This window comes from Microbacterium sp. AR7-10, assembly GCF_001878835.1.
Lineage (GTDB): Bacteria > Actinomycetota > Actinomycetes > Actinomycetales > Microbacteriaceae > Microbacterium > Microbacterium commune.
On sequence record NZ_MJIR01000030.1, the window covers coordinates 1 to 20,768 of the forward strand.

General features: G+C 68.4%; 19 protein-coding genes and 1 pseudogene. 3 read left to right on the forward strand and 17 right to left on the reverse strand.

Annotated elements, in window-relative coordinates; genetic code table 11:
* From BFN01_RS01650 to BFN01_RS01665, 4 genes and pseudogenes are all read right to left on the reverse strand, one after another.
* Nucleotides 1–499, reverse strand: a pseudogene (locus BFN01_RS01650) (hypothetical protein); the annotation flags it as partial.
* Between the two features lie 193 nt (nt 500–692).
* Complete coding sequence (locus tag BFN01_RS01655) at nt 693–1,796, reverse strand: branched-chain amino acid aminotransferase (RefSeq protein WP_071640867.1); 1,104 nt, start codon at nt 1,794–1,796, stop codon at nt 693–695.
* A 46-nt stretch (nt 1,797–1,842) separates the two neighbouring features.
* A complete protein-coding gene (locus tag BFN01_RS01660; protein ID WP_071640869.1) occupies nt 1,843–2,892 on the reverse strand; it encodes a 3-isopropylmalate dehydrogenase in 1,050 nt (349 codons plus the stop codon).
* 92 nt (nt 2,893–2,984) lie between these two features.
* Complete coding sequence (locus BFN01_RS01665) at nt 2,985–4,514, reverse strand: MFS transporter (RefSeq protein WP_071640871.1); 1,530 nt, start codon at nt 4,512–4,514, stop codon at nt 2,985–2,987.
* A 90-nt stretch (nt 4,515–4,604) separates the two neighbouring features.
* On the opposite strand from BFN01_RS01665, the gene BFN01_RS01670 reads away from it, so the two are divergent.
* Nucleotides 4,605–5,174 (forward strand): TetR/AcrR family transcriptional regulator, encoded by a 570-nt coding sequence (locus BFN01_RS01670; RefSeq protein WP_071640874.1) that lies wholly within the window; start codon nt 4,605–4,607, stop codon nt 5,172–5,174.
* A gap of 30 nt (nt 5,175–5,204) precedes the next feature.
* On the opposite strand, the gene serA is transcribed toward BFN01_RS01670, so the two are convergent.
* The 3 genes from serA to BFN01_RS01685 form a co-directional block, all read right to left on the reverse strand.
* Entirely contained in the window at nt 5,205–6,824 is a 1,620-nt protein-coding gene (gene serA, locus BFN01_RS01675) for a phosphoglycerate dehydrogenase (protein WP_071640876.1), read from the reverse strand.
* Nucleotides 6,825–6,955: 131 nt separating this feature from the next.
* On the reverse strand, nt 6,956–7,303 hold the full coding sequence (locus tag BFN01_RS01680) for a hypothetical protein (protein ID WP_071640878.1): 348 nt from the start codon (nt 7,301–7,303) through the stop codon (nt 6,956–6,958).
* On the reverse strand, nt 7,300–7,767 hold the full coding sequence (locus BFN01_RS01685) for a hypothetical protein (protein ID WP_071640880.1): 468 nt from the start codon (nt 7,765–7,767) through the stop codon (nt 7,300–7,302). The genes BFN01_RS01680 and BFN01_RS01685 overlap by 4 nt, the downstream gene beginning before the upstream one ends.
* A 67-nt stretch (nt 7,768–7,834) precedes the next feature.
* Here BFN01_RS01685 and BFN01_RS01690 point away from each other — a divergent pair, with 67 nt between their 5' ends.
* Nucleotides 7,835–8,749 carry a hypothetical protein gene (locus BFN01_RS01690; RefSeq protein ID WP_177243777.1) on the forward strand — a complete coding sequence of 305 codons (915 nt, stop codon included), beginning with the start codon at nt 7,835–7,837 and terminating at the stop codon, nt 8,747–8,749.
* Between the two features lie 7 nt (nt 8,750–8,756).
* On the opposite strand, the gene BFN01_RS01695 is transcribed toward BFN01_RS01690, so the two are convergent.
* The 7 genes from BFN01_RS01695 to BFN01_RS01725 are packed head-to-tail and all read right to left on the reverse strand — an operon-like array spanning nt 8,757 to nt 16,514.
* Nucleotides 8,757–9,506, reverse strand: coding sequence for a copper homeostasis protein CutC (locus BFN01_RS01695; RefSeq protein ID WP_071640882.1), 750 nt, complete (start codon nt 9,504–9,506; stop codon nt 8,757–8,759).
* Nucleotides 9,503–10,846 (reverse strand): alpha-L-fucosidase, encoded by a 1,344-nt coding sequence (locus tag BFN01_RS01700; protein WP_071640884.1) that lies wholly within the window; start codon nt 10,844–10,846, stop codon nt 9,503–9,505. Before BFN01_RS01700 ends, BFN01_RS01695 begins: the two co-directional genes overlap by 4 nt.
* Nucleotides 10,840–12,378, reverse strand: coding sequence for a M81 family metallopeptidase (locus BFN01_RS01705; RefSeq protein ID WP_305728263.1), 1,539 nt, complete (start codon nt 12,376–12,378; stop codon nt 10,840–10,842). Before BFN01_RS01705 ends, BFN01_RS01700 begins: the two co-directional genes overlap by 7 nt.
* Nucleotides 12,379–12,436: 58 nt before the next feature.
* Nucleotides 12,437–13,378, reverse strand: a complete 942-nt coding sequence (locus tag BFN01_RS01710) for an ROK family protein (RefSeq protein ID WP_071641048.1) — start codon at nt 13,376–13,378, stop codon at nt 12,437–12,439.
* 7 nt (nt 13,379–13,385) lie between these two features.
* On the reverse strand, nt 13,386–14,309 hold the full coding sequence (locus BFN01_RS01715; RefSeq protein WP_071640888.1) for a carbohydrate ABC transporter permease: 924 nt from the start codon (nt 14,307–14,309) through the stop codon (nt 13,386–13,388).
* Complete coding sequence (locus BFN01_RS01720; RefSeq protein ID WP_071640890.1) at nt 14,299–15,210, reverse strand: carbohydrate ABC transporter permease; 912 nt, start codon at nt 15,208–15,210, stop codon at nt 14,299–14,301. Before BFN01_RS01720 ends, BFN01_RS01715 begins: the two co-directional genes overlap by 11 nt.
* A 41-nt stretch (nt 15,211–15,251) precedes the next feature.
* Nucleotides 15,252–16,514 (reverse strand): ABC transporter substrate-binding protein, encoded by a 1,263-nt coding sequence (locus tag BFN01_RS01725; protein ID WP_071640892.1) that lies wholly within the window; start codon nt 16,512–16,514, stop codon nt 15,252–15,254.
* A gap of 164 nt (nt 16,515–16,678) precedes the next feature.
* On the opposite strand from BFN01_RS01725, the gene BFN01_RS01730 reads away from it, so the two are divergent.
* The gene (locus tag BFN01_RS01730; protein ID WP_071640894.1) at nt 16,679–17,815 is read left to right on the forward strand and encodes an ROK family transcriptional regulator; all 1,137 of its coding nucleotides are present in this window, start codon (nt 16,679–16,681) and stop codon (nt 17,813–17,815) included.
* Between the two features lie 11 nt (nt 17,816–17,826).
* Here BFN01_RS01730 and BFN01_RS01735 read toward each other — a convergent pair whose 3' ends face one another.
* The 3 genes from BFN01_RS01735 to ilvN form a co-directional block, all read right to left on the reverse strand.
* Nucleotides 17,827–19,086, reverse strand: coding sequence for an alpha-L-fucosidase (locus BFN01_RS01735; RefSeq protein ID WP_071640896.1), 1,260 nt, complete (start codon nt 19,084–19,086; stop codon nt 17,827–17,829).
* Between the two features lie 105 nt (nt 19,087–19,191).
* On the reverse strand, nt 19,192–20,220 hold the full coding sequence (gene ilvC / locus BFN01_RS01740; protein WP_071640898.1) for a ketol-acid reductoisomerase: 1,029 nt from the start codon (nt 20,218–20,220) through the stop codon (nt 19,192–19,194).
* Between the two features lie 37 nt (nt 20,221–20,257).
* Nucleotides 20,258–20,767 carry an acetolactate synthase small subunit gene (gene ilvN / locus BFN01_RS01745; RefSeq protein WP_071640900.1) on the reverse strand — a complete coding sequence of 170 codons (510 nt, stop codon included), beginning with the start codon at nt 20,765–20,767 and terminating at the stop codon, nt 20,258–20,260.
* Nucleotide 20,768: the final 1 nt, after the last annotated feature.

A 20,768-nucleotide genomic window follows, 5' to 3' on the forward strand; every position in this document is an offset into this window, starting at 1 on the left:
GCCTGCGCAGGGCCGCGTCGGCGCAGCTCACCGCGGTATCGAACGCCGCTGTGCGGGCGACGTCGAATGCCGTGCGGATCAGCGACGTGACGCGGAAGCCTTCTACCTCGGCGATGTCCTCGTCATCGAGGCGCATGTCGCGCCGCACGACTCCGGCGATCACCCGACTGTGCCTCGTCCCGTCGATGACGATCTGCACTGGTTGATCACGCATCCGGTACATCGGCAGCCCCCAAAGCACCGCTGCCGAGGCGTGGCTGAACAGCGGTCCTCTTCCGGTGCTCGCTGCCTTCACCGCCAGCACCTTCAGGAGGTGCTGTCCTTCCCACCAGAGCGAGGTCCAATCCTTCGTCCGCACGTAGGATCCGCGGTGAACCCTGCGCAGGCTCCGCGCGTCAACGGCATCGCGCAGCTGCCGCACGGTGACTCCAGCCTGCAGCAGGCGCTCGCGGGTGAGCAGCATCCGATCTGCCTCAGCGATGTCGATTCGTCGACGCATCGCTCCATGATGCGCACCCCCGAGTGCCGCATGGACTTATTCCACACCGCAATGCGCCAGAGGCGCCCTGTGCAGAAAGAACCTCTTCGCCGACACCCCCTGTTCATGCCGACACCCCCACCTGCGCACGTCACCACGTAGGGGTGTCGGCGCGAAGTGGGGGTCTCGGCGAAGAAAAGGAAGAGAGAGGACGTCAGTCGACCCGCACCAGCCAGCCGTGCTTGTCCTCACGGCGGCCGTACTGGATGTCGGTCAGCTCCTCGCGCAGCGACAGCGCCAGCTCGCCGAGGGGCTGCTGGTCTTCGAAGTCGTCCGACACGAGAGCGCCGATGGGTGTGACCACGGCGGCCGTGCCGCACGCGAACACCTCGACGATGTCGCCGGATGCCACCCCCTGACGCCACTCGTCGAGCGACACCGCCCGACGTTCGACCGTGAGTCCGCGGTCCTCGGCGAGCTGCAGCAGCGAGTCGCGCGTGATGCCCTCGAGGATGCTGTCGGACTGCGGCGTGACGACCCGGCCGTCCTTGTAGACGAACACGACGTTCATGCCGCCGAGTTCTTCGACGTTGCCGTCCTGGTCGAGGAAGACCACCTGGTCGCAGCCCTGAGCCGAGGCCTCGGCCTGCGGCAGCAAGCTGGAGGCGTAGTTGCCGCCGGTCTTGGCCGCACCCGTGCCGCCCTTGCCCGCACGTGCGTAGGTCTTCGACAGCCAGATGCGCACCGGCTTCACGCCGCCGGTGAAGTAGGCCCCGGCGGGCGACGCGATCAGGTAATAGGCGACCTTCTTCGCGGGGCGCACGCCGAGGAACGCCTCCTTGGCGAACATGAACGGGCGCAGGTACAGGCTCTGGTCGGCTCCGGACGGCACCCAGGCGCCGTCGACGGCGATGAGCTCGCGGATCGACTGGATGAAGTACTCCGTCGGCAGCTCCGGTAGAGCCAGGCGGCGCGCGCTGCGGCGCAGGCGTTCGGCGTTGCGGTCGGGACGGAACGTGTAAACAGCGCCATCCGCGTGCCGGTACGCCTTGATGCCCTCGAAGATCTCCTGCCCGTAGTGCAGCACGGCGGCGGCCGGGTCGAGCGAGATCGGACCATACGGCTGGACGCGCGGGCGATGCCAGCCACCCTTCTCAGACCAGCAGATGTCGACCATGTGGTCGGTGAAGTTCGTGCCGAAGCCCGGATTCTGCAGGATCTCGTCGCGCTGAGCGGGGCTCTTGGCGGCGAGGTTCTTCGTCACGGCGAACGTGAGCTCAGCGGTGCCGGAGCTGGGCGTGGTGGCGGTGTCGGTCATGTCTGTCCTCTGTCGGATGCGGCGGCGATGCGCGCGTGCTCTCAGATTACGCCTGCAGACGAGCGATGATCGCGTCGCCCGTCTCGACGGTGGTGCGAGCGCCGTCACGGCTCGCGATGTCGGCTTCGACCGCCCGCTGGACACGCGCGGCCTCGTCGTGCAGGCCGAGGTGGTCGAGCAGCAGGGCGACCGACAGGATCGCTGCGGTCGGATCGGCCTTCTGCTGTCCGGCGATGTCGGGTGCCGAGCCGTGCACGGGCTCGAACATCGAGGGGAACGCGCCGTCGGGGTTGATGTTGCCGGAGGCTGCGAGGCCGATGCCGCCGGTGACGGCACCGGCGAGGTCGGTGAGGATGTCGCCGAAGAGGTTGTCGGTGACGATCACATCGAAGCGCGCCGGGTCGGTCACGAGGAAGATGGTGGCGGCGTCGACGTGCAGGTAGTCGACGGAGACGTCGGGGTGCTCGGATGCCACCTGATCGACGATCCGCTTCCAGATCGCGCCGGCGTGCACGAGCACGTTGGTCTTGTGCACCAGGGTGAGCTTCTGGCGTCGCCGCTCGGCGAGATCGAACGCGTAGCGGACGACGCGCTCCACCCCGAACGCGGTGTTGACGCTCGTCTCGTTGGCGACCTCGTGCGGCGTGCCCTTGCGGATCGCGCCGCCGTTGCCGACGTAGGGCCCCTCGGTGCCCTCGCGCACGACGACGAAGTCGATCTCACCCGGGTCGGCCAGCGGACCGGATGCGCCAGGGAACAGCTTCGAGGGGCGCAGGTTCACGTAGTGGTCGAGCTCGAAGCGCAGCTTCAGCAGCAGGCCGCGCTCGATGTTGGCATCCTTCAGCCGCTCATCGCCGGGCGTGCCGCCGACGGCACCGAGCAGGATCGCGTCGTGCGCGCGGATCGCGTCGAGATCCTCGTCGGTGAGCGTGTCGCCGGTGGCGAGGTAGCGGTCGGCGCCGAGCGAGAACGGCGTCTTCTCGAAGGTCACCTCGCTGTCGGCGGTGACCGCGTCGAGCACCCGCTCAGCCTCGGCGATGACCTCTCGTCCGATGCCGTCACCGGGGATGACGGCCAGCTTCACGACGCGCGACATGAATCTCCTTGGGACGCTGCTCGTCTGCGGCACGGGTCGCCGCGGACACTGTCTCCAGCGTAGCGGCGCCCACGCGCCCCTCACGCCGGATGTCAGCGCGGCGGCCGCAGCGTGGTGGCGGCGACGGCGACGGCGGATGCCACGAGCAGAGCGCCGATGAGGGAGGTCGTCACGATGCCGGAGTCGAAGGCGTGCGCTGCGGCCCGCCACAGGGCATCCGCCTGCGCCGCCGGCAGGTTCTCCGCCGCCGCATAGGCTCCTGCGAGCGTCTCCCGGGCCTGCGCGGCCGCTTCGTCGGGTACGCCGTTCGGGATCGTCAGCGCACCGCGGTAGAACGCCGTGATGATCCCACCCAGCACGGCCGTGCCGAGCACGGCGCCGAGCTCGTAGGCGGTCTCGGAGACCGCGCTGGCGGCCCCCGCCTTCTCCGCCGGAGCATGCGCGAGGATCAGCTCGTTGGAGATGGTCTCCGCGGCGCCGATCCCGATGCCCAGCACGACGAAGGCGGCGATCAGCCAGGCGACGCTGTTCGACTGCGCGGTGAACGCGACGATCAGATATCCGCCGACCGACAGCACCAGACCCGCGGGCACGACGATGTGCGGGGGCACACGGCGAGAGATCGGCACCACGCTGAGCCCGGCGACGATCATGGCTGCCATGCCTGGCACCAGCGCGAGCCCGGCGGTCATCGGCGAGAGCCCGAGCACGAGCTGCAGCTGCTGCGGCACGAAGTAGAGGAACCCGACCAGGGCGATCACGCTGAGCAGGTTCACGAGGATCGCACCACTGAAGCCGCCGCGTCGGAACAGGCTCATGTCGAGCATGGGCATATCGGCGCGCAGCTGACGGCGCACGAACAGCCACCCCATCGCGAGGCCGACGAGCACGAGAGCCGCGGCGCCGAGTGTAGGTCCGTCGACGGCGAAGGATTTGATGGCGTAGACGACGGGGAGCATGGCTGCCATCGACAGCAGGATGCCGATGGGGTCGATCCGCCCCGGGTTGGGATCACGGCTCTCCGGCAGCAGCCAGTACCCGCCGATGAGCAGCGGGACGAGCATGGGCACCGCGATGAGGAACACCGAGCCCCACGCGAAGTGCTCGAGCAGGAATCCCCCGACGACGGGTCCCAGCGCCGATCCGGCCGAGAACCCGGATGCCCAGATCGCGATCGCGAGGCGTCGCTGATCGCGGTTGGGGAAGATCGAGCGCAGCAGCGACAGGGTTGACGGCATGAGCATCGCGCCGAAGAACCCGAGCGCGGCGCGCGCGGCGATGAGCAGCCCTGCGGTCGGCGCGAAGGCTGCCAGCACGGAGACGACGGCGAAACCGGTGGCGCCGATGAACAGCATCCGCCGCCGTCCGAACCGGTCTCCCATCACCCCCATGGTCACGAGCAGGCCGGCGAGCACGAGCGAGTAGACGTCGATCACCCAGAGCTGCTCGGCGCCGGAGGGACGCAGCGCGAGCGATATCTCGGGCAGTGCGAAGCTGAGCACGGTGTTGTCGACCGACACCAGCAGCACGGGCAGCATGAGGACGGCCAGCGCGGCCCACCCTCTCGCGCCGACGCGCGCGCCATCCTCGTGGGTCAGCCGGACCGGGGCCGTGACGGACATTCGTGCACCTCTTCTGCGTCTGGATCGGCGAGCTTTGTAAACCGTCCGGATGGTACAGTAACACATGCCCCCGATCGTCTGGAGAACGTGATGTCCCGTCCCCCGCTCGCTCGCGAACGCGTGCTCGACGCGTACCAGAGCATCCTCATCGCCGACGGAGAGCGTGCCGCCACTCTGGAGGCCGTCGCGCGGGAGGCCGGGGTGTCGAAGGGCGGGCTGCTCTATCACTTCGGGTCGAAGGACGATCTCACCGCCGGCCTCGTCGCCCGTCTTGCAGCACTCACCGACGACGATCTCGAGCGGATGTCGGATGCCGAGGACGGCGCCATCGCGTACTACGTGCGCACCTCGGTCATGGAGGACGACGCGCTCGATCGCGCCCTGATCGCGACCACCCGGCTCGCGCAGGGCGGCTCCGCCCTGGCATCCGCTGCCCTGCGCGACGTGCGGATGCGGTGGGCCGACGGCATCCGCCCGCATGTGCGCGACGAGACCGCACTCGACATGGTCATGCTGCTGAGTGACGGTCTCTACTTCAACAACTCACTGGCCGAGCCGAGCGACGACCAGACCGCGGTGAGCGAGTTCGTACCGACCGGCGCCGCTCTCGATCGGCTGATCGCCCTGTTGGTGGAAGCGACGACGCGGGCCCCGGAATGAAACGGAGCCCGCGTCGGCATATCCGCGGGATCAGACGTCGGCGATCTCGATCTGACGGAACAGGTCGGCATCGATCGCCGCGCTGACGTCCTCGAGCAGCTCCTCCGAGACCGGCGAGTCGAGCGTCAGAACGCTGAGCGCCTGGGCGCCCGCGGCCTCGCGCGCGATCTGCATGCCGGCGATGTTGATGCCGGCGTCGCCGAACTTCTGGCCGTAGACCGCGACGATGCCAGGACGGTCGGTGTAGAGCATCACGACGTGGTGCTTCTCGATCGGCAGCTCGATCGCGTGCTCGTTGATCGACACGAGCTTCTCGATCTGCTTCGGGCCGGTGAGGGTACCCGACACGGCCAGCTGCGAACCGTCGGAGAGGGCGCCGCGCAGCGTGATGACGTTGCGGTACTCCTCGCTGATCTCGTCCTGCAGCAGGCGCACGGTGACGCCGCGCTGCTCGGCGAGCAGCGGTGCATTCACGTACGACACCGTCTCGCTGACGATGTTGGTGAAGACGCCCTTGAGTGCGGCGAGGCGCAGCACGCTGACGTCGTAGTTGTTGAGCTCGCCGTGCACCTCGACGTCGAGGCTGGTGAGCGGGGCCTGGGCGAGCGCGGAGAAGATCTGACCGAGCTTCTCGACGAGCGGGATGCCGGGACGCACGTACGGGTCGATGACGCCGCCGGCGACGTTGACCGCGTCGGGCACGAGGTCGCCGCCGAGCGCGAGCCGCACCGAGCGGGCGACGGACACGCCGGCCTTCTCCTGCGCCTCATCGGTGCTCGCGCCGAGGTGCGGGGTGACGACGACGTTGGGCAGGCCGAGCAGCGCGCGGGCGGTGCTGTCCTCGGCGGGGGGCTCGGAGGTGAACACGTCGAGCCCGGCGCCGGCGATCTCGCCGGCGACGAGAGCCTCGTGCAGGTCCGCCTCGTCGATCAGCCCGCCGCGCGCCACGTTGACCACGAAAGCCGTCGGCTTCATCGCGGCGAACTGCTCGGCCGCGATCATGCCGGTCGTCTCGGGGGTCTTGGGCATGTGGATGGTGATGAAGTCCGACTCGGCGACGAGCTCATCGAGCGTGACGAGCTGCACGCCGAGCTGCTGCGCGCGGGCACTGGTGACGTACGGGTCGTAGGCGATGACGCGCATGTCGAACGCGTTCAGGCGCGCGGCGACGAGCGCGCCGATCCGGCCGAGACCGATGATGCCGACCGTCTTCTCGAACAGCTCGGCTCCGGTGAACGAGCTGCGCTTCCACGCACCGCTCGAGAGCGAGGCGTGCGCGGCGGGGATGCGACGGGCGAGGCTCAGGATGTGTCCGACGGTGAGCTCCGCCGCCGAGACGATGTTCGAGGTCGGGGCGTTGACGACCATGACGCCCGCCGCGGTGGCGGCCTTGATGTCGACGTTGTCGAGCCCGACGCCGGCTCGGGCGACGACCTTCAGCTTGGGCGCGTGCGACAGCGCCTCGGCGTCGATGCGGGTGGCAGAGCGCACCAGCACGGCATCCGCGTCGGCGAGAGCCGCGAACAGCGCCTCACGATCGGTTCCATCGACCTCGCGCACGTCGAAGTCAGGTCCCAGCGCCTCGATCGTCGCGGGCGAGAGCACCTCTGCGAGCAGGACGACGGGCTTGGTGGCGGTGTTGTTCGGCACAGGTATCCTTCGGGGCAGGACGAGCGATGGTCAGCCGATGCGCCGCACGCCGTCGGGACGCAATCGCGACACACTTTACCTCAGCGCCGACACCGCACCCCACCGTGTGACGGTCCGAGTCGACAGGCCGATCAGCCGAGCAGCGACGCCCCGTTGCGCAGTGCGAAGCTCAGCGTGTCGAGCCAGAACACCGCGCTCACTCCGAGGCCGGCGAGCAGCGTGACGATGAACACCCCGAGGGTGCGTCGGCGAGCGAGCAGCAGCGCGACCGCGAACACGATCATCGGCACGATCACCGGCAGCGAGAGCACGGTCCAGCCGTACCCGCTGATGCCCGCCTGAGCCATCTCGATCAGGTAGAAGGTGGCGTTCCAGATGATGAACGCGTGGGCCAGCCCGAGGATGCCGGTGGCGAACCCGCGTACCGCGCTGCCGAGACGGGAGTCGGTGCGCGAAGCGGTCGGAGTGTCCTCATTCACAGCGCTCCCCCTCCCCCGGCGACGACGAAGGGCCACGGCACGAGAAGAGCCGCACCGACCACCAGCGCGCTGATTCGCACCCAGTCCCTGCCCCCACGGGTCAGCATCAGAGTGGCCGTGAACCACAGCGCGGGAGCCAGCACGGCGATCCACATGCTGGCGAGATAGAGGGGGGCGGGCAGCATGAACATGGCCTTAGCCTGCATCCCCACTCCCCCGATCGCCCAGCCGATCGTGTACAGCAGGTAGACACCCCCGAAGATGCCGAGCAGCACGAGCGTCGCGGTGCCTATCCCCTGCGGCTCGTCATCGACCTCTGCGGCTCGCGCATCTGCCGGTTCACGATCCGCCGGTCCACCGTGAGCGACATCTGCGCTCGGTGCACGGCGCGGGTCGGGGCGGCGCGCCTCGAGCGCGTCGTCGCCCTCCCAGCTGAGAGCGTCATCCTCAGGGTCCGGGTTCATCCCTCCAGCGTACCCACGCCGATCCCCCTCCCACTATGCTCAGCTCACAGCCTCCGGGAGGACGAACGTGACAGACGACAGCAGACCGGTCCCCACCGACCGCGACGGGCATGATGCGGGCGAGCGCCCCTGGCGCCCGACGGCCGAGGCCACGCAGAGAGCGACGATGCTGCGTCTGATCGCCGCGGGGCTCTGGGCGGTCGCGATCACGGCGGAGGCCGTCGCGATCTTCTGGCTGCTGAGGCAGCGCGAGACGACAGGCGACGGCGAGCTCAGGCGCGACCCCGACAGCGGACTGCTGGTGGCGGACGGCGTCGAGACGACGTTCCCGCAGTGGGCCTTCGTCACTCTGCTCGTGATGCTCGTGGTCATCGCCGCGCTCGCGATCGGGGGCTCGATCCTCTGGAAGAAGGCGAATCGTCTGGATCCGGCAGAGCGATCCGACACCGTGCGCTTCTTCGTGCAGAATCAGCTCGGAGCCATCATCGCCGTGGTGGCGTTCCTGCCGCTGATCGTGATGATCTTCCTGAACAAGGACATGGACGGACGGCAGAAGGGCATCGCCGGCGCCGTCGGGATCGTGCTGGCCGTCATCGCCACGATCGTCGGGGTCGACGCCAACCCTCCGTCGGTGGAGAAGTACACCGCCGACCAGTCGACGGTGATCCAGCTGCTCGGGGCGGACGTGGTCACCTGGGTCGACGGCGGCAAGGTCTTCCACGTGTGCGATCAGGTTCCCGATATCCAGACCGGCAGCGAGATCAGGTACGGCACGACCGCTCAGGCCGTCGAGGCTGGCAAGCAGCGCCTGACGCTGAAGTTCGCGTCCGAGCTGGAGAAGTGCGGCCTGCCCGTGCCCGCGAACTCAGACGAGATCGCCGATGCCCTGCGCCAGATTCAGGCCGGCGAGACGGTGACTCTGCCGGCGCCCGAGTGGTCCGACGGCGACACCGCGCCGATCGTCGTGGAGGACGCTGCCTGAGTCGGGGTCACCCCGGCACGTCCACCATGGCGCGGTCGAGCGCGGCGCGAGCCGATGCGACGATCGCCGCGTCGGTGACGTCGAAGCCCGTCAGGCCCCCGCCCGGCCCCGCAGCTGCCGAGTCCGACGACGATGCCCGTGCCGACAGGTGCACGGCATCAGCGCCCGCACGCACCAGACGCGGGATGTCCTGCGGTCGCACTCCCCCGCCGGTCATGACCTCGATACGTCCCCTCGAGCCACGGGCGATGTCTTCGATCACCCGGACGCCGTCGATGCTTCGCGCCGCACCGCCGCTCGTGAGCACTCGACGCACGCCGAGACCAGCGAGAGCGTCCATGATAGAGGCGGGTTCGGAGATCACGTCGATGGCGCGGTGGAACACGACATCGACGTGATCTGCCGCGTCGACCCAGCGTCGCATCGCGCTCTCGTCCACCCGGCCCGCGGGGGTGAGCGCGCCGACGACGACGCCACCGGCCCCGCGTCGGACCACCTCTCGGATGTCGGCTGCCACGAGCGCGATCTCATCGGCGTCGTAGACGAAACCGCCCGGCCGGGGTCGAACCAGCACGGCCACCCTCGCGCCGGTCTGAGCGGCCTGGAGCACCGCCTCGATCGTGCCCGCCGACGGTGTCAGCCCTCCGGTGCTCGAGAGCGCCTGGCACAGCTCCACCCGATCGGCGCCGGCGTCGAATGCGATGCGCGCGCCGACAGCATCCTGTACCGCGATCTCGAGCGCCACCAGTGAGCTCATGAGATCGTCGCCACCGCGACCGGCGTGCTGCGCAGAGCGTCCGGGATGGTCAGCACCGAAGCCCCATCGCCGCGCGGAGCCGACTCGGCGATCGAGCCGTCGGCCCACCGCGCCTCGCGACCCGCGAGTTCTGCGGGCAGGGGCATCTCGCCGGATGACGGGTCCAGTGCGTGCACGTGCACCCCTTGCGCAGATGCGGTGTATCGGATGGGGACGAGCGGCTCGCCGAAGCGGATCCACGGGCGGGTGCCGTAGACGGCCGCTCCATTCTGCGTGAGCCAGGCTCCCATCTCCCGCATCGCCGCACGCTGCAGGTCGGGGATCGATCCGTCGGCGGCGGGACCGACGTTGATGAGCAGATTGCCGTTCTTCGACACGACATCGACGAGCATGCGGATGAGCTCGGCGCCGGAGAGCGAATGGCGTTCATCCTCGGCCTGGTTGAATCCGAACGAGTACCCGAGTCCGCGCGTCGACTCCCACGGTGTCTCCAGGATGCCAGGGATGTGGCGGTACTCGCGCGTGAGGAAGCCATGGTAGGGCACTCCCCATCGGTCATTGACGACGCCGTCGGGGACGGCGTCGAAGTACCGCCCGAGCACGGCGGCCACCGCGAAGTCGTCGTGGCCCTTCCCTCCATCCGGCCATTCGATGTCGTTCCAGAGCACGTCCGGCGAGAACCGCTCGATCAGCTCTTCGAGCTGCTCCGCGGAGTAGCGCGAGAAGTGCTCGTCGTTGCGTCGGAAGCGGAACAGGTCGGTGTCGGACTCGATCGGCGGGAAGTCGCTGACATGCCAGTCCAGCGCACCGGAGTAATACACGCCGAAGCGCGTCCCCGCCCTGCGGCTGGCGTCGTGGAACTCGCGGATGAGATCGCGGCGCGGCCCACGGGCGGCCGAGTTGAACCCGGTCGTCGCGGTGTTCCAGAGGCAGAAGCCCTCGTGGTGCTTCGTGGTGGGGATGATGTACCTGGCGCCCGCGCCGACCAGTTCCGCGACGAAGGCATCGGCGTCGAAGGCCGACGCGTCCCACAGGTCGGCGAGATCCTCGTACGATGTGCCCGGCCCGTAGAGGCGCTGGTGGCGCTCCCACGTCGGGCTGCCCGCGATGCGCACCGTGTTCCCGTACCACTCGGCGTACTGATGCCACGCGTACGCGTCCTCGGCGGGGATGTTCACTCCCTCGCCGTGCTGCACAGCCCAGGCCGGCACCGAGTAGAGCCCCCAGTGCACGAAGAAGCCGAGCTTCGCATCGCGGTACCAGTCAGGCACGCCGTTGCTCGGGTACACGGGGCTGTCGGCGCCGAAGTCGGGTCCGGTGCGGGTCTCGAAGTTCAGCACGCGTGCGTCTCCTCTCGTCGGCTCACATGAGCGGTGAGTGTCGGGGCCCCGTCGGTGTCGAAGGGGAACACCCCGGGCAGCAGGTGGTGATGGCCGAGGCGCAGCAGATCCTGGTCGACTCCGCCCGGTGTGAGGGCGAGCGTCCAGTCGGCCGCGAGGCCGTAGAGCTCAGGCTCGAGATAGCCGATCTTCACCACCACGATGTCAGCAGACTCGGGGTCGAGTCCCAGCATGCGGAAGTCGTCCAGGTGGTGGAAGGGCTTGCGTCGTTCGGTGATGATCGCGTGCAGCCCGCCGACGGCGATGACCGCCTGCATGCCGGCGTCCGGATCGCCGTCCGTCAGCGAGTGCACCCGACCGGTGATCTGCACCGGGCCTCGCGGGCCCGCATCCACACGAGCACCGGCGGTCAGCGTCACGGTCGCGCCTACACCCGCCTCGCGGGCGGCCTGCACGGCCGGAGCGTCGAAGATCGACGCGACCAGCGTGGTGCGCGAGCCGTCGGTCAGCTCCGGGCGCGCCAGCAGCTCGCCCAGCGTCCAGGTGACGTCCCCTGCCCCGCCGGCGGTCGGATTGTCGCCGGAATCGGAGATGACGTACGGCCGGGCGGCATCCGGTGCGAGCGCCTTCTCGAGGGCACCATCGAGCGACGCGGTCGGCGCCACGAAGACGAAGCCCTCACGCGCGTCCCAGAACATCCTGGCGACGCGCTCGGCCTCGCGCGCGATGAGCTGCTCGTCGTCGCCCATCACGACCACGTAAGCCTGACAACGCGGCTCGTCGGCCCACGCGTATCCGATCCACACGGATGCGTCGACCACACCCTCCATCGCCTCGATGCCGGGCAGCTCGGCGTAGATGCTCCTCGCCGGCTCGAGCCGCGTCGAGGTCTTCTCGCCGGGCAGCAGCACGGGCACCGGCACCCAGGCCTTGTAGGGGCGGCGGAGCGCCGGATCCGCTCCGTGCGGGCCGCGCAGGCGTGCGAGCAGGTTCCAGACGGCGCGCTCCTTGGTGTTCAGCCAGTCCTCGTGCGGGGCCATCCGGTAGCAGGTGAGCAGGTCGACCTCGTCGCGCAGCACTTCGGACACATTTCCGTGCAGGTCCATCGAGGTGGAGATCAGGGTGTCAGGGCCGAGCGCCTCGCGCACCGCCGCGGCGAGATCGCCCTCGGCGTCCTGCATCCCGATCACGCTCATCGCGCCGTGGATGTCGAAGAAGAAGCCGTCGAAGGGGCCCTCGGCGCGGATCGCGGTGAGGATGGCCTGCTTCATGCGGCGGTACGTCTCGGGGTCGACCGCTCCGCCGGGCAGCGAACGTCCGTGGTACAGCGGCACCCAGGTCGCGGCTTCGCGCAGTTCGCGACCGGCGTCGAGGAAGGGGTAATAGCCGATCAGCTCTTCGCCGGTGCGGATCGTGAACGCCTCATCTCCGGACACATGCGGTGAGAAGGTGCTGGATTCGATGGAGATACCGGCGATGCCGATGCGCGGCGCCGCAAGGCCGCCCTCGGTCAGGGCCGGCAGAGGGCCCATCCAGATCTCGCTGGCTTCGGGTCGGTCGGTCACTGTCGCTCCTTCGGATGAGAGGTGGTCAGGATGCCGCAGCCAGCGCCAGGCTGCGCGCGGTCTCGATGGCGCCCAGCGCCACTGCGTCGCCGCCGAGACGGGCGGGCAGGATGTGCAGGGGGATGCCCGAGACGGGGGCATCGGTGCGCAGCGCGTCGTCGATTCCCGGACGCAGCAGCTCCCAGGCGTGCGCGACTCCCCCGCCGACGATCGCGCGCGGCAGGTCGAGCAGCGTGGCCGCACTCGCGCAGGCACGGCCGAGCGCGCGCCCCGCGGCGTGGAAGACGGCGCACGCGTCGGCGTCCCCTTCGCGGGCGAGGACGGCGACCTCGCGCGAACCGCCGACATGCCGGCCGCTGCGTTCGGCGTAGCGCAGCCCGATGGATGTGCCGGAGGCGAGGGTCTCGAGGTGCCCGATCTGCCCGCAGGTGCAGACGAGATCGCTGTACCCGGGGGTATGGCCGATCTCTCCCGCGGCGCCGTGCGGTCCACGACGCAGCTCCCCGTCGATGATCACCGCTCCCCCGACCCCGGTGCCCAGCATGACGCCGAGGACGTCGTCGCGGATGCCGGCGGCGGCCGCCTCGCCGAGCAGGAACGCGTTCACATCGTTCTCCACACCGACCGGCACATCCAATCGCGCGGAGAGCTCGTGGCCGAGCGGGAATCCCGCCCAGTCGACGAAGGTCGCCGACGCCGCACGGATGGAGCCCGTCTGGTGGTCGATGACACCCGCGGCGCCGACGCCGGCGCTGCGAAGCCGGACGGCGGCTTCGCGGGCGAGGCCCTCGACGAGCCGGGCTGCGGCATCGGCCATGGCCGAGCCGCCCTCGCGCGCCGGCGCGGCCACGGTCCCGCGCGCGCGGATCGCTCCCGACTCGTCGACGATGAGCGCGGCGATCTTCGTACCGCCGATGTCGATCCCGGCGTGACCGGGCGTCGTATCGGTCTCGTGATGCTGTGTCATACCGAGATCAGCGCCCACCGAGCCCGGCCATGGCGATGCCCTTGACCAGGTGTTTCTGCAACGCGACCACCAACAGCGTGGTCGGGATCATCGAGATGATCGATGCGGCCATCTGCAGGTCCCAGCGCGTGCCGGTCAGACCGGAGAAACTGGCCAGACCCACCGGCAGCGTGCCGTGCGCGTTGTAGTCGACCGTGACGATCAGCGGCCACAGGTAGCTGTTCCAGAACGAGAGGAAGGTGAACACCGCCAGCACCGCCACCGCCGACGTCGACAGCGGCAGGATGATCTGCAGGAAGGAGCGGATGGGCCCGGCACCGTCGACGCGTGCCGCCTCCTCGAGCTCGTACGGGATGCCGCGGAAGAACTGACGCATCAGGAACGTGCCGAACGCGGTGAACGCGAACGGGAAGATCAGGGCCTGATAGGTGTCGACCCAGCCGAACCACTGCATGACCTGGAACATCGGGATGACGAGCACCTCGGCGGGCACCATCAGAGTGGCGAGGAAGAGCACGAACACCGCGTCGCGGCCCTTCCAGCGCAGCCGCCCGAACGCGTATCCGGCGGTGGTCGAGACCAGCAGCACGACAAGGGTGCCTGCCACGGAGACGAACAGCGAGTTGCCGATGTAGGTCCAGAACGGACCGAAGGCGAACACATCCGCGAAGTTGGACCAGCGAATCTCAGAGCCGATCAGGCGCGGTGGCATCGAGAAGATGTCGTTGTTCGGCTTCAGCGCAGAGAAGAACGCGTACACCAGCGGCAGCATGAACAGCGCGGCCGCGACGTAGATGGTGACGTGGCCGATGATCAGGCGCACACGAGCCGCACGCGTCATCGGCGCGCGACCGCGACGGCCTTCCACGTGCACCTGCTCGTCGTCGGGTGCGGCGGTGAGAACCGGTTGCACGACGGTGTCAGTGCTCATAGTGCACCCACTTCTTCTGCGCTCCGAACTGCAGCGCGGTGATGATGATGATGAGGGCGAAGAGGATCCAGGCTCCGGCAGCCGCGAGGCCGAGGTCCTGGAACTTGAAGCCCTGGTTGTAGATCCACATAACCAGCGGCATGGTGGAGTTGCCCGGTCCGCCGCCGGTGAGCAGCTGCGGCTGCACGAAGACCTGCAGCGAGGTGATCATCGTCATGATCGTGGCGAAGAAGATCGCCGGTGAGATCATCGGAATCATCACGTTCCAGATCATGCGCAGTCCACGTGCCCCATCGATGCGCGCGGCCTCGACCACGCTCTCGGGCAGCTGCTCCAAAGCTGCGGAGAAGATGAGCATGTTGTAGCCGAGTCCCTGCCAGACGCTCATCACGACGACCATGATCATGGCCCACTGACGATCGGCGAGGAAGTTGGGCAGCTCGACCCCGAACCAGGTCTGCGACAGCCCGTTGAACAGGCCCTGCGGCTGGAGCAGCATCTTCCACACCAGCACGTTCGCGACCATCGGCGTCACCACGGGGATGAAGAACAGCACTCGCAGTGCACCCCGACCGCGGATCCGTGGTCCGAGACCCAGAGCGAGGGCCAGCGACAGCGCGATGCTGATCGGGACGTAGAGGACCGTGAACACCAGCGTGTTGCGCAGCGACGGGAGGAAGTTCGGGTCGTCGAACAGGCGGAGGTAGTTTGCGCCGCCGTTGAAGGTGCGTTCGCCGAACGTCGGCCAGTCGAAGAAGCTCATCACGACGGACAAGACGACGGGCACGATCGTGAACAGGGCGAGGCCCACCAGGGCTGGGCTTGCGAAGCCCAGCGCCTGGCGCGCCTCGACCTTGGCGAACGACCCGCGACGACGCTGCGGGGCGGTCGAGGTGGTCATCTGCGTTTCCTTAGTCGGGGCTGATGCCCCGGATCGATGTGTCAGTTGCCGAACTGCTGCTGCGCCGAGGAGAGCACGTCCGACATGGGCGTCTGGCCGTTGTACACGCTCACCAGCTCGGGCTGAACGAAGGTGCCGACCTTGGCCCAGTTGTCCGAGACGTACTGGCCCTGCACGTTCGCGAAGGCGGCCTCGAACACCGACTGCACCTCATCCCGGTACGCCTCATCGAGCGACTCGAAGTACAGCGGCTGGCTCTCCGCGCGTGCGGGGTAGCTGCGGCCGGACGACGCGATGTAGTCCTGGGCGTCCTTGCTGAGAAGCGAGCCGAGCACCTTCAGCGCTGCCTCCTTGTTCTCACACGACTTGGCGATGCCGAAGCCGGAGCCCAGAATCAGGCTGAGGTCTCCGTTCTCGCCGGTGGGCAGCGGGGCGAGGCCTGCCTTGAAGCCGGCATCGTTGGTCAGGTAGCCCACGGCGTTCCACGTGCCGTCAACGGCCATGGCCGCGTTCTGGCCGGTGAACTGGTTCTCTCCCCAGCCCGTGTCGGATGCGGATGCCACCGGGGCGGCGACCTTCTGGTCGGTGACGAGCCCGGCGTACCACTCGGAGGCGGACACGAAGTCCTTGTCGTCGAGCTGCAGGGTGCCGTCCTCGGCCACGGGCTGTGTTCCCGACTTGGCGATAGGCAGGGCCTGCCACTGGAAGTCGCCCATGCCGATGCCGAAGCCGTACTTGCCGCCGGTCGTCGCCTTCGCGGCGATCGCCTCGAAGTCGTCGAACGTCCACCCGACGGTCGGCAGCTCGGCGCCGGCGCTGGTGAGCATGTCCTCGTTGTAGTACGCCAGCATGGTCGCGACGTCGAACGGCAGGCCGTACATGTCGCCCTTGTTCTTCAGGATCTCGGTCGCGCCGTCGGCGAAGTCGCTCTCGGCGAGCCCTGCGGTCTTCAGGTCGTCGGCGGTGAGCTTGAGGAAGCCGTCGGTGTAGCTGGCGAGCTGACCGGAGTTCATCCCGGTCACGCAGGCCATGTTGCCCGACGCCATGTTGGTGGTCAGCTTGGTGAAGAAGTCACCCCAGGGCGCGGTGCGCAGCTCGATCTTGATGTCGGGGTTCTGCTTCTTGGCGACCTCGATCTGGGCCTCGAGCGCTGCGGTGTCCTCTTCGCTGCCCGACCACATGTCGACGACGATGGCGTCTCCATCAGCTCCGCCGTTCGATGCTCCGCTGCCACTCGCGCAGCCGGTCATCGCGACTGCGCCCACCGCGATCGCCGCTACGGCGCTCACCCGCATCTTCTTCATTGAATGCCTCCTTGCACAGGGTTCTTGACGAGTTATTTCGACATTCGAAACAACATCTGATTGTTTTGCAGGAAGGTACCGTGTCATGATTCGATGCCAAGCGCAAGCCGAACATCGGATGTCTGGCCAGCGTTGCCGAACCGATACCTACCAGAGACGAGCCCATGGCCTCCGCAGCACCAGACGACACCCGCCGGATCCTCGACCTCGTCGCGAGCGGGCGCGCCCGCTCGCGTTCGCAACTCGCCGATCAGCTCGGAGTGGCCGCGTCGACGGTCGGGTTGCGTGTGCAGGCGCTGCTCGAGTCGGGGATGCTGCAGGAGGCCGGGGAAGGCAGCTCGCGAGGCGGACGGCGCCCGCGGATGCTGCGCGTCTCCGACGATGGCGGTGTCGTCCTCACCGCGGACCTCGGCGGTGGGCACGCACGCCTCGGGCGCCACGGTCTGTCCGGGGCGCTCCAGCGCACCCACAGCATCCCGATCGATCTCACCCAAGGACCGGAACGCACGCTTGCCCTCGTCGCGGCGGCGATGGAGAAGATGGTGACCGGGGCGACCGTCCGGGCTATCGGCGTCGGCCTTCCCGGCCCGGTGCGGACGGGCTCAGGCAGCGTCGACCAGCCCTCGCGCATGCCAGGCTGGGCGGGGTTCCGCGTCGACGAGCACCTGCACGGACGTTTCGGCAGCGCGCCCGTCGTCGTCGACAACGACGCGAACCTCGCTGCCCTCGGTGAGCACCGGGCGCAATTCGGCACATCGCAGCACAGCATCACCGTCAAGGCAGGCACCGCCATCGGCAGCGGCATCATCGTCGACGGCCACGTGTACCGCGGCGCGAGTGGCGCGGCCGGCGACATCACTCACACGCAGATCGACGGGGGCGGCGCCGTTCCCTGTTCCTGCGGCAACACGGGCTGCTTGGAGACGGTCGCCAGCGGCGCCAGCCTGGTGCGACAGATCACCGAGCGCGACGTCCCCGGCATCCGATCGACCGAACAGGTGCTGGCGCTCGCTCGCGATGCCGATCCCATCGCCACGACCCTGGTCCGCACCGCGGGCACGCATCTCGGTCAGGCACTGTCCGGCATGGTCAACTTCTTCAACCCGCACGCGGTATTCCTGACGGGAAGCATGAGCGCCTCCGAGCCCTTCCTCGCCGCGGTGCGCAGCCGCGTGTACGAGGCATGCCACCCCCTGGCGACGCAGAACCTGCGCATCGAAGCCGCGGGGACCGGCGCGGACGCGATCGTCCTGGGTGCTGCCCGGCTGGCACTCGACGCCCTCGAGCTGCCCGCGGCGTGAAGAGTCTGCGCTCAGCGCAGGGTGAGCTCGATCACGGGCATCAGCACGTCGGGGCGCCGCACCGGCAGGTGCACGGTCAGTGTCCCCTCCGCCTCGCCGGCCGGCGTCATGTGCGAGGCTTGCTGGTCGGGATCGGCCGTCGACGTTCTCAGCCACGAGCCGTCGTCGAGCAGGCGAGCGTACGTCACCTTTCCTGCGAGCTCGGGCAGATGCACGAAGCCGAGCGGCCAGCTGAACAGGTGCAGGTAGAGGCGGTTCCCGCGGCGGGTGTAGACGCCCTCGCGCGGCGGGGTGAACCCGGCGTGCCCCGCACCGACGATCGCGTCGCGGTGCAGCCGCATCCATTCGCCGATCTCGTCGAGCGTGCGCTCGTCTCGCGGCGCGAGTGCGCCGCGCCCGTCGGGACCGACGTTCAGCAGCATGTTGCCGTCCATCGACACGGAGTCCGCGAGCATCTGCACGAGCAGGGTCGGTGACTTCTGATCGGTGTTGTCGCGGTGATAGCCCCACGAGCCGTTGAGCGTCTGGCAGGCCTCCCACACCTGTGGCACCCCGTCGACGACGAGAGGAGATGTCGGCTGGTACTGCTCGGGGGTCACGAAATCGGCGGGGATGCCCAGCCTGTCGTTCACGAGCATGTCGGGCTGGAGATCGCGGCACAGCTCCAGCAGTCCTGCCGCATCCCAGTCCTGCGGGCCCTTGCCGGCCCAGCCGTCGCGATCGTCGGGATAGGTGAAGTCGAAGAACAGGTAGTCGATCGCCCCGTACCCGGTCAGCACCTCTCGCACCTGGCCGTGCAGGTACTCGCGATAGCGGGCCATATCGCGACCCTCGTTCAGCGCTGCGGCGTTCGGGTCGTCACGGCGCGGGTGATTCCAGTCGACGGTGAAGTCGGGATGATGCCAGTCGATCAGCGAGTAGTACAGCCCGACCCGCAGACCCTCGGTGCGCAGCGCATCGACGTACTCGCGCACCAGGTCTCGACCGCACGCGGTCTGCGCGGTGAAGTCGGTGAGGGCTGAGTCGAACAGGCAGAATCCGTCGTGATGCTTCGTGGTGAGCACGACGTACGACATCCCGGTGGCCTTCGCGCGCCGCGCGAGCGCTCGAGCGTCGAACCGGTCGGGCTCGAAGTGCTCGAAGTACTGCCGATAGTCGTCGTCGGTGAGCCGTTCGTAGTTCTGGACCCACTCGTGCCGGGCGGCGGCGCTGTAGATGCCGAAGTGCACGAACATCCCGAACCGCGCCTCAGTGAACCAGTCCCGTCGCATGCGTCCATCCTCGCACAGACATCGGATGTCTGGAGAAGGAATCTGCCAGGCCGACGACGAAGGGAGGCACCCGGCGAACCGGATGCCTCCCTTCCGAGAATCGGATCAGCGCGCGGCGCTGCCCTCGACGTAGTCCTCGTCCTGCGACTTCCAGGCGAACAGGGAGCGCAGCTCCTTGCCGGTCGCCTCGATGGGGTGGCCCTGCTCCTTCTCGCGAAGGGCGAGGAACTCTTCGCCGCCGTTGTCCTGGTCCTCGATGAAGCGCTTCGCGAACGCGCCCGACTGGATGTCGGCGAGCACGCCCTGCATGCGCTCCTTGACACCGGCGTCGATCACGCGGGGGCCCGAGACGTAGTCGCCGAACTCTGCGGTGTCGGAGATCGACCAGCGCTGCTTGGCGATGCCGCCCTCCCACATCAGGTCGACGATGAGCTTGAGCTCGTGCAGCACCTCGAAGTACGCGATCTGCGGCTGGTAGCCCGCCTCGACGAGCGTCTCGAAGCCGGCCTGCACGAGGTGGCTCATGCCACCGCAGAGCACGGCCTGCTCGCCGAACAGGTCGGTCTCGGTCTCTTCGGTGAAGGTCGTCTTGATGACACCGGCGCGGGTGCCGCCGATGGCCTTGGCGTACGACAGCGCGAGGTTCCACGCCGTGCCCGATGCGTCGCGCTCGACGGCGATGATGTCGGGGATGCCACGGCCGGCGACGAACTCGCGACGAACGGTGTGGCCGGGCGCCTTGGGGGCGATGAGGATGACGTCGACGCCCTCGGGGGCGTCGATGTAGCCGAAGCGGATGTTGAAGCCGTGCGCGAAGGCGAGCGCCTTGCCGGCGGTCAGCTTGTCCTTGATCGACTCGTTGTAGATCGTGCGCTGGTGCTGGTCCGGCGCGAGGATCATGATGACGTCGGCCCACTCGGCTGCGTCGGCGACGTTCTTGACGGGGAAGCCCGCCTCCTCCGCCTTGGCGATCGACTTCGAGCCCTCCTTGAGGGCGATGGTGACCTCGACGCCGGAATCGCGAAGGTTCATGGCGTGGGCGTGGCCCTGCGAGCCATAGCCGACGATCGCGACCTTCTTGCCCTGGATGATCGAGAGGTCAGCGTCTGCGTCGTAGAAGATCTCGGTGCTCACGGTGTTGTTTCTCCTTGCTTGTGGTTCGTAAAGTCTGTCAGCCGCGCAGGACGCGCTCGGTGATGCTCTTGCCGCCGCGCCCGATGGCGAGCAGGCCCGACTGGGCGAGCTCCTTGATGCCGAACGGCTCGAGGGCTCGCAGCAGCGCCTGCACCTTGCCCTGGTCGCCCGTGACCTCGACGACCACGGCATCCGGGGCGTAGTCCACGATCGACGCGCGGAACAGATTCACGATCTCGAGCACGTTCGATCGGGTGTTGTTGTCGGTGCGCACCTTGATGAGCATGTGCTCGCGCTGCACCGAGCTCGACGGCTCGAGCTCGACGATCTTGATCACGTTGATCAGCTTGTTCAGCTGCTTGGTGACCTGTTCCAGCGGCAGGGCGTCGACATCGACGACGACCGTGATGCGGGATATCCCCGCGACCTCGGTCACGCCGACGGCGAGGGAGTGGATGTTGAAGCCGCGGCGGGCGAACAGGCCCGCGACGCGGGTCAGGATGCCGGGAGTGTCCTCCACCAGGAGGCTCAGCACGTGTGTGGACATG

Coding starts and splice junctions, on each gene's coding strand:
- BFN01_RS01695 (WP_071640882.1), bottom strand. CDS start 9,506: ATGAGCTCACTGGTGGCGCTCGAGATCGCGGTACAGGATGCTGTCGGC.
- BFN01_RS01685 (WP_071640880.1), bottom strand. CDS start 7,767: ATGAACCCGGACCCTGAGGATGACGCTCTCAGCTGGGAGGGCGACGAC.
- BFN01_RS01720 (WP_071640890.1), bottom strand. CDS start 15,210: ATGACCACCTCGACCGCCCCGCAGCGTCGTCGCGGGTCGTTCGCCAAG.
- BFN01_RS01735 (WP_071640896.1), bottom strand. CDS start 19,086: ATGCGACGGGACTGGTTCACTGAGGCGCGGTTCGGGATGTTCGTGCAC.
- BFN01_RS01655 (WP_071640867.1), bottom strand. CDS start 1,796: ATGACCGACACCGCCACCACGCCCAGCTCCGGCACCGCTGAGCTCACG.
- BFN01_RS01715 (WP_071640888.1), bottom strand. CDS start 14,309: ATGAGCACTGACACCGTCGTGCAACCGGTTCTCACCGCCGCACCCGAC.
- BFN01_RS01725 (WP_071640892.1), bottom strand. CDS start 16,514: ATGAAGAAGATGCGGGTGAGCGCCGTAGCGGCGATCGCGGTGGGCGCA.
- BFN01_RS01670 (WP_071640874.1), top strand. CDS start 4,605: ATGTCCCGTCCCCCGCTCGCTCGCGAACGCGTGCTCGACGCGTACCAG.
- BFN01_RS01730 (WP_071640894.1), top strand. CDS start 16,679: ATGGCCTCCGCAGCACCAGACGACACCCGCCGGATCCTCGACCTCGTC.
- ilvN (WP_071640900.1), bottom strand. CDS start 20,767: ATGTCCACACACGTGCTGAGCCTCCTGGTGGAGGACACTCCCGGCATC.
- BFN01_RS01705 (WP_305728263.1), bottom strand. CDS start 12,378: ATGGGCCCTCTGCCGGCCCTGACCGAGGGCGGCCTTGCGGCGCCGCGC.
- BFN01_RS01660 (WP_071640869.1), bottom strand. CDS start 2,892: ATGTCGCGCGTCGTGAAGCTGGCCGTCATCCCCGGTGACGGCATCGGA.
- BFN01_RS01710 (WP_071641048.1), bottom strand. CDS start 13,378: ATGACACAGCATCACGAGACCGATACGACGCCCGGTCACGCCGGGATC.
- BFN01_RS01665 (WP_071640871.1), bottom strand. CDS start 4,514: ATGTCCGTCACGGCCCCGGTCCGGCTGACCCACGAGGATGGCGCGCGC.